Here is a 7,538-nt window from a genome sequence, read left to right on the forward strand (position 1 = left end):
TATTCAGTTCACAAGGTCGATCAGTGGCTGCCCGGTCAATGCGAGCCGGACCCGTTCGACGGCGCCGTCCTGGAGCGCGCCGGTGGACCGGTTGGAGCGCCAGGCGATGTGCGGGGTGAGGATGGTGTTGGGGGCGGAACGAAGCGGGTGTTCCGGGCTGAGGGGTTCTTGGGCGAAGGTGTCGATGCCGGCTCCGGCGATGTGTCCGGAGGTTAGTGCCGAAGCGAGGGCGGCTTCATCGATGAGGCCGCCGCGGGAGACGTTGACGACTACCGCGCCCTTTCGCATCCGTGCCAGGACGTCCCCGGAGATGAGGTTGGCGGTGTCCTGGTTCAGCGGCAGGTGCAGCGAGACGACGTCGGAGTTTTCCAAGATGTCTTCCATCCCGGTCAGCTCGACGAAGCTTTCGGTGACGAAGGGGTCGTAGGCGCGGACGCGGGCGCCGACAGCCGAATACATCCGGGCAACGTGCTGGCCGATGCGTCCCATGCCCAGCACGCCGACTTCCAGCTCGGAGAGAACCGGTGTGTCGTAGCCGATGGTGCCGGCCCATCCCAGGTCACGGATCGAAGCGTTGCCTGCAGGCAGGCGACGGGCCAGGGCCAGGCCCATGGCAAAGGCGTGGGAGGCAACTTCCTCCGATGCCGTTCCCGGAACGATTGATACCGGGATGCCGGCTTCCGTGGCCGCGGCAACGTCGATGTTGTCGTAGCCGATTCCATACCTGATGACCGCGCGGCATTTGGACATCACCGGGAAGTCCGAGGCCGTGAGTTTGGCGTAGGGGGTGATCATCACAATGTCGGCTTCAGGAAGTGCTTCACGGAAGGCATCGGTGTCTGCCGCGGGGTTGAGTGTGTAACCGAATTCCTCCGCGAGGGCGTGCTCGCGGTTCAGGTTCGGGAAATGGTGAGGGGCCACCAGTATGGTTCCCTGGGCATCGCGGGTCATAGTCTGTCGTCCTGTTCGTCTCGTACCCTCATTCGCTGCCGAACACTCCATGGAACGGGTGCCGGCGTCGGGTGTTTCAAGTACAACGCGATATCCAGGTGTCCGTCCGTGCCAGATCGGGACACCCGGTGGGACACTGTCCCACGGGCAGCACCCGCTCTGGGCACGTACCGGACACGGAGGAGCCGGCCACCAAAACGATGGCCGGCTCTGTCAGTCCGTGCAGTTATTTCCGGTGCTCCGGATCAGAGATCGAAGCCGCGGCTGCGGAAATAGTCCATCCGCCGGTACAGGGTGGAGCGCCCGATCTGCAGGGTCTCCGCCGCCAGGCTGCGGTTTCCCTCCGACTCCTGCAATGCCGTCCGCAGCTCACTGAGCTCTGCGTCCTCCAGCCGGGAAAGCCTGCCCTTCGTCAGGACGCGGTGGAATCCCTGCGGCAGATCGTCCACTGTGACTTCGGCGCCTTCTGATCGTTCCACCGCGTTGGACACGACGGCCCGGAGCTGGTCAATGTTCCTTGGCCAGTCAGCGTGCGTAAGTGTCGTGATAAGCCTCCGTGACAGCCTGCGCTCCCCCAATTCCGCCGCGATGGCATTGGCGAGCTGGGGAATGTCTTCCCTTCGGTTGCGCAAGGGCGCCACCGAGATCTCAAGGACGTCGAAGGCTTCTGAGAGCTGCAGTGTGGCGTCAGTAGGGCGGGTAATGGTGAAAATCAGCTTGGTGGCCGGGTTACCGCGCAGGCTGTGGGCAATTTCGCCGGCTTCGTGCTGGGAAAGTTCGTCAGCGTGTTCGATGATCAACGTCGTCGGTAGTTCTGTGGCCACCTGGTGCAGCACATCCATGAATTGCGGGCCCCGGAGGGCGCCGCTGCGCGCATCAACCACCAATTGGCCTCCCCGCAATGATGCGATGGCACTGGCAAGACGGAGTTTTCCGCTGCCCGACTCCCCGATCAACACCACGGACCTGTCGTGGTCCACAGCTTTCCGGACCAGGTTCAGGGTGCGCTTGAATTCCGTGCTTGTGCCATCCACATGCTTCATCAAGCGCTCAATGGTCCCTTGCGGGGGCGATTCGAGCCTTGTGACGACACTTGCCGCAGTTTCAGCATGCTCCGTGGCAGCGGCATGGGGCCGCACCACGACAATTGCCCCGACGTTCGCGGCCGACAATGTCACAGGCGAAATTTCCAAGGTGGACAGTCCCGGACCCTGCAGCATGACCTCACACGTCATATCGCGGCCCGAGGACATCACTGCCTTGGCGTAACCGGAGACAATCGAAAAATCGCTGTCCACCAGCATGGCCGTGGCCGACGCATTCTGGAGCGAGTTCTTCCCGTCAACCGCGATGACTGCCCGGTTGCCCCTTCGCCGGGAAATTCTTAGGTACTCAGTGAGCAGGGCGCGTTCCTTCGAAGACGTCCGTACCTCGATGTCCCGCTCGATCCGCGAAGCGACGCCCTCGAGCATCAGCAACGTCGAAGACGGCTCCAGGGCGGGAACGCGGTTGGCCGGGAGCGTCAGACCGATCACAGCACGCACACGGTTATGGAACGGGTCCCGCACGAGGGAGGCAAAACACCAGTTGCCCCGCATGTCCTCACGGAAATGCTCCTCGGGGGCCAGCCACACACCGCGCCCCTCCTCCAAGGCCAGGCCTTCTCCGTTGCTGCCGCAGCTCTCCTCCAGCAGCGAGTATCCGGCAGGGAATCCGTCGTCGCGGAGGAAATTGGCTTTGACAAGCACCCCGTTTGGAGACGTCAGGCTGACATATCCACCCAAGTCAGCAGCCACCTCGTCCAGCTTCTGTAGATGCGGACCGGCTGCAGCCATGGTGAATTCATCAATGCGACCTTCGTCAAAGAAGCCACGATCGGCCACCGCGTCGACGCCGGCAGCGCGGCTCCGGTACCAGGAACGGGCCACGATCGGCCGGATACCGCTGAGGTCCGCATTTGGTTGCGTCAGGAATAGTTCGCGCACCCGGTCAATCTGCTGCAACGCCGCAGATGGCCAAGGGGACAATACTTCGACAGCAGCCATCTCAAGATCTTTCTGGAGAATCTGATACGAGCCCGACGACGACATCGCCTCCGGCACCATGGACATCACGGCCTGATCCAGAACCGCTTCCGCGACCACTTCCGCCGCCTCCTGTGTCTAAAACTTCGAGAAGCGCTCAATACGGGCGCTTCATTGACCCCACTTCCAGAATAGGCTAACTAATGGTCGTTAGCCAAGAGTTTTTTGGGGGTTACTTCTTTGTTAGTGTCAAGTTATGAGCGGTAGGTCATACGAGGCTGCGCGAGACGCCTTCGCCCACCAACTTCAGGAGTGGGACTGGGCAGGCCAAGGGGCCTCGCGGCGGCACATCCTTGAAGCCTTTCTTGAGTTGGCAATAGCGAACGGCTTCAGCTCCGTCTCGATGCGAACGATCGCAAATGCCGTCAATATCAAGCCCCCCAGCCTTTACTCGCACTTCCCCAACGGGAGGGACGAAATCGTGGCCGAATCGCTCCGCTGGCACTTCCACCGCTTTGGCATGGCCCTACTGGAAGCCGTGGATCCGGCGACCTCTGCCGAGTCTTTTTGGGATGCGATGGTCAGGCTTCACTTCACCCGCCAGGTGAAGCTCCCGGAAAGCAACCTCTGGGACTTGCTAGTGGCCACCGACAGGATGGCCCACATCCTCCCGCCAGCCCTGCGCGATCAGGTCAATGACTGGGTGAGCCTCCATCAGAATATGTACGTGGCGGCCGCCACTGACATGGGCTACACACAAGCCGAGGAGCGGGTCAAAGTCGTCATGACCCTCCTCGAAGGAGCCACCAGATGGGCATCACCCGATTGCAATGACGACGAAATGGAAGAATTGACTAGTCGCGCCGTCACGCTTTCCCAGGTTGTTCTCGCGGCCCAATTTTAGTTTGAGCGCGAGGTTTCGTCCGACTACTGACCGAACCGGCACAGGTACGACCGAGTCCGACGACGAGGGTGTGCACTATGCGCACAGACGTCTTTGAGATTGTCAGGAGAGCCGTGCCCGGCGCCTTCGACGCAGCAACTAGGGAGCTGGACCGCCAGGAAGACCGGTCTCTAAATCTGATTCAGGTGAGTTAAGGGTGAGTCCGGCACCAAAAAGTTCAAATGGCTCTGACCAAGATCAATAAACCCGCAGGTCAACCCCAACTAAGAGCCCCTGTCGGATTCGAGCCGACGAACCCCGCCAACTGGAGGCCGGCGGGATCCTAGGCTGGCGGAAGTTTCACCGGTTTCACCAGTTTCACCTACTTTTACCTCTGAGGTTCCGTGCAAGCCATCAAGCCAACAGCAGGCGCGCCACTCCCCCGGATCTGGCGGGACGGGCCGGGCTCGTGCACGAATTCGAGCACGGTCTCCGGCAGTTCCGGAGCGCCCGGGCTGGTAACGATCATCACCGGATCCAGGGGCATCGGCAAAACCGTAATGCTAAGTGCCGCGGAATCGATCACACGACAGCATCGCCGGGCGGCGATCTCCCGGACGGACAACTCCGGGTTCCTGGCGAAGGTCGGCGATGACATGTTCCGGCTGCTCGACGAGCTCGGAGACGGATCTCCAGCGCGAAAAATCACCGCTTCCTCGGCCGCCGATTGAGGCAACAACCGCCGCAACGTCAGCTGATCCAAACTAGACGATTCAATCGTCCAAAGAACTTTGGACAATCCGACGGAACATCTGGACCCCGGACACTTCGCGAGCTCGGTGAAGCCCTACACTTTTGGTCATGGGGAGTGAGTCAAAGTCCATCGCATGGCCATGGCCGGTGATCGGACGGGCCGCGGCTGGCCTCTGCGCGGTGGCCAATCTGTCCATTCTTGGTGTGATCATCGTCGACGCGGTGACCAGCAGCACTGCCGCGGTCCTCGCAGCCATGGCACCCCCGAAAGGGCCGCTCGGTCTCCTGGCTTTCGGGGTGCATGCCTCGATCATCCTCGGCGCTGTCGTTGCGGTGAACTCCCTGCCCGGCCCCGGTTACGGGAAGAACATCTTCAGGCGTAACGACCTCTCCGGTCTGAGAAAAGCTGCCCCTGCACTACCGCTCCTTGCCGTTTCGTTCCTGCTTTACTGGTGCGGCTTCATGGGCGTCACGGAGTTCGCATGGAGACACAACCAGCCCTGGTCGGACATTGCAGCCGTCAGCGCAGACACCGCAGTCCTCGGAGCTGCCGCCTTCGCCCTCTGGCTGATCCTCGTCGCCCTCGGCATGAGATCCCCGCATTCTCCGGGAAACACCCCGCCGGAACAGCCCTAGCCTCGCCCGCCGCCGCCCTCTCGCGCTTACGGCGGGATCAGCACGGCGGGCAAAACAACCTATGATGCACTTCTCCCTGCCAGAAGACCAAAGGCGCTACGAGCAGCTGGTCGCCGCCCTGGCCGGCAGCAAGGACCCGAAGATCAGCTACCGCTGGACCCGCACGGACGGACCCGAGCAGCGGGCCGAAAGGCGAGCACGTGGCCCGACTCTGGTTTGTCGGCGCCAACCCCTGGCTGGGTGAAGTGTCCCCGATCGAGGCGATCCGGGACATGCGCGCCAAAGACGTCATGGGCGCGGCCGTAGCCATGACGGAGGACAGGTTCACCGCTTGACCCAGGTCTGCTCCGCCACGGGCCTGGCCTTCGTGGACGGGCCTGTCCACGGTTACAGAATCGCGAAATCCTCCTACGGCCCGCTGAACCCGCTGGCGCGAACCCCCAGCTCCCCCGACAGGTCCTCATGGTCCCGTTTCGACACCCCGGGATCCACGGTGTACCTGGCCGGTGACAGGAGAACAGCCTATGCCGAGACCCTCGCGGTGGCACGGGTGGCCAACGACTTCCGCAACGCGATTGCCTTCGCCGCCGAGCAATTCGACGTAACGGTGGAGGAAGCCAGCAAGATGGTCCAGGACGACTGGACCAGAAACGGGAACATGGCCCCAGGCTGGCTACCGGCCAGCTGGCGTGATCTTCGCCGGCCTGAGAGCATGGCCGCCTTCACCGCATTGCCTCGGGCAAATGCTTGGCCCCTACCGCGTCGTCGATGGGTCATGAAGCAAATAGCCGCTACGCAGTCAGCGCCGTGATCGGTCGATGTTCGGCGAATTGGTGCTAGCCGAGCATCCCGAGGTATTGGGAGCGGCATTTCATCGCGTGGATGAGCTCTTCGCTTCCATCGTCCCAGACCAGCACGACGAGCTCCAGCAGCCGGCCGCGGGTGTCGAAGCCGAGGCGGAGGAACCGGCGCGGGTCCTCATCATCAAGGGGAACTGATACCAGTGGCCACGACGCCGCCTCGATGCCGTCTTCGGAACTGATCCCGTGTTTGTGTGCGGAGCGGCGGACGATCACGCAGCGTGTGCCCAGGCCGCGAGGGCGGCACGGAAGGCCTCCGACCGGTTCATGTGCTCGCGCTCGGCCCGCGCCATCACGGCTGCCAACTCCTCGACGGTCAGCCGGACCGGAACGACCTGTGAGGCGTCCGCGCCCCGGGCGGGGCGCCCCATCCGTGACTTCAGTTCTTCGACGTCGTAGCCGGCTTCGGCTTCCTCGACCCATTGGTCGATATCGGCTTCTGAGACCTCGCGTCCGTGCATCTTACGTTCCATGCAGATAATCGTATTACGAATGTGTCCGGGCGGCTAGCCGCGTTCAAAGGTGAGGTCGGCGACCCGGGACTTGGCGGCAGGATTTTCGCTAGTTCACCGCAACGGACACCGGCTAGTTCGCGCGGATGTCGTGGCAAATATCGCCTCATGAGCCGGCTTATGCTCGCCCTTGAACACCCAGTCGGGCTGCTTCGTAAGGATCCACGGGCGCAAGTCAACACTCAGCCCCAAAAACTGATTAAGGTGAGTTAAAGGTGAGTTAAAGGTGAGTCCGGCACCCGAAAGTTCGAAAGCCACCAGCCTCGGCCGGCAAACCCGCAGGTCAAGGTCGCATTGAAGCTGGTACCGGATTTCGGACCGGCGATCGTCACGGGATTTCCACGCCGCCCGCGGTCAGGCGCGTCAGTAAAACCGCAGGTCAAACCCCAACTAAGAGCCCCCTGTCGGATTCGAAGCGACGACCCCCGCTTTAGGCCCGGACGCCTGTGCGCGCTTCGAAACTCGTGGTTTTCGCCCGGATTCTAGGGGTTTTGCAGGCAATGACAGGCCGGTGATTTGTCATCGGTTGCCGCTCATTAAGGTGAGTTAAAGGTGAGTCGGTTGCAATTGCTGACCGCAGAGCCATGCCCGTCATGCCCGTCATGCCCGTCATGCCCGGTCCAACACCGCCTCCAACCAAGCTTCCTCCTCCAGCCTGCAGTGGACCTCAGCGGTCCGTCTGGCTTTCATGGAGGGACGCGTCCGGGAACACATGACCGAAGTGAGCCTCCATTGCGGCCAACCGCAAGTTGTAATCGGCTTCGACTTCTCCAGCTGGCGAGGCGATGAGGCACGTCGACGGTCATTTTCCACGACAGTTAATCTTATCTGTCGTAAGATATGAACATGAAGCACCAAAGCCATCTGCTGGACCGCCTGCCGCGCGGCCTGTTCAGCATCTCCGACGCCGCCCAACACG

The 7,538-nt window shown here is 62.0% G+C and carries 9 protein-coding genes; 5 read left to right on the plus strand and 4 right to left on the minus strand.

Annotation, left to right across the window (positions count from 1 at the left end; genetic code table 11):
• Positions 1 to 3: 3 nt before the first annotated feature.
• Entirely contained in the window at positions 4 to 951 is a 948-nt protein-coding gene (locus tag E1809_RS22035; protein ID WP_133206388.1) for a C-terminal binding protein, read from the minus strand.
• Positions 952 to 1,196: 245 nt separating this feature from the next.
• On the minus strand, positions 1,197 to 3,095 hold the full coding sequence (locus tag E1809_RS22040; RefSeq protein WP_235835725.1) for a sigma-54-dependent Fis family transcriptional regulator: 1,899 nt from the start codon (positions 3,093 to 3,095) through the stop codon (positions 1,197 to 1,199).
• A 136-nt stretch (positions 3,096 to 3,231) separates the two neighbouring features.
• Here E1809_RS22040 and E1809_RS22045 point away from each other — a divergent pair, with 136 nt between their 5' ends.
• The 5 genes from E1809_RS22045 (at position 3,232) to E1809_RS22065 (ending at position 6,058) form a co-directional block, all read left to right on the plus strand.
• Positions 3,232 to 3,879: a TetR/AcrR family transcriptional regulator gene (locus E1809_RS22045; RefSeq protein WP_133206389.1), complete on the plus strand. Its 648-nt coding sequence runs from the start codon at positions 3,232 to 3,234 to the stop codon at positions 3,877 to 3,879.
• A 383-nt stretch (positions 3,880 to 4,262) separates the two neighbouring features.
• On the plus strand, positions 4,263 to 4,589 hold the full coding sequence (locus E1809_RS22050) for a hypothetical protein (protein ID WP_133206390.1): 327 nt from the start codon (positions 4,263 to 4,265) through the stop codon (positions 4,587 to 4,589).
• Between the two features lie 130 nt (positions 4,590 to 4,719).
• The gene (locus tag E1809_RS22055; RefSeq protein WP_133206391.1) at positions 4,720 to 5,247 is read left to right on the plus strand and encodes a hypothetical protein; all 528 of its coding nucleotides are present in this window, start codon (positions 4,720 to 4,722) and stop codon (positions 5,245 to 5,247) included.
• A gap of 200 nt (positions 5,248 to 5,447) precedes the next feature.
• Positions 5,448 to 5,582: a hypothetical protein gene (locus E1809_RS27805; RefSeq protein WP_268908731.1), complete on the plus strand. Its 135-nt coding sequence runs from the start codon at positions 5,448 to 5,450 to the stop codon at positions 5,580 to 5,582.
• Positions 5,579 to 6,058 carry a hypothetical protein gene (locus E1809_RS22065; protein ID WP_235835726.1) on the plus strand — a complete coding sequence of 160 codons (480 nt, stop codon included), beginning with the start codon at positions 5,579 to 5,581 and terminating at the stop codon, positions 6,056 to 6,058. The genes E1809_RS27805 and E1809_RS22065 overlap by 4 nt, the downstream gene beginning before the upstream one ends.
• Positions 6,059 to 6,083: 25 nt before the next feature.
• Here the strand turns inward: E1809_RS22065 and E1809_RS22070 are convergent, their stop codons facing one another.
• A complete protein-coding gene (locus tag E1809_RS22070; RefSeq protein ID WP_133206392.1) occupies positions 6,084 to 6,323 on the minus strand; it encodes a hypothetical protein in 240 nt (79 codons plus the stop codon).
• On the minus strand, positions 6,320 to 6,580 hold the full coding sequence (locus tag E1809_RS22075) for a ribbon-helix-helix protein, CopG family (RefSeq protein ID WP_133206393.1): 261 nt from the start codon (positions 6,578 to 6,580) through the stop codon (positions 6,320 to 6,322). Before E1809_RS22075 ends, E1809_RS22070 begins: the two co-directional genes overlap by 4 nt.
• Positions 6,581 to 7,538 lie beyond the last annotated feature (958 nt).

Source organism: Arthrobacter terricola (assembly GCF_004354015.1).
GTDB classification, from domain to species: Bacteria; Actinomycetota; Actinomycetes; order Actinomycetales; family Micrococcaceae; genus Arthrobacter; species Arthrobacter terricola.

Coding starts and splice junctions, on each gene's coding strand:
- E1809_RS22035 (WP_133206388.1), bottom strand. CDS start 951: ATGACCCGCGATGCCCAGGGAACCATACTGGTGGCCCCTCACCATTTC.
- E1809_RS22045 (WP_133206389.1), top strand. CDS start 3,232: ATGAGCGGTAGGTCATACGAGGCTGCGCGAGACGCCTTCGCCCACCAA.
- E1809_RS22055 (WP_133206391.1), top strand. CDS start 4,720: ATGGGGAGTGAGTCAAAGTCCATCGCATGGCCATGGCCGGTGATCGGA.
- E1809_RS22075 (WP_133206393.1), bottom strand. CDS start 6,580: ATGGAACGTAAGATGCACGGACGCGAGGTCTCAGAAGCCGATATCGAC.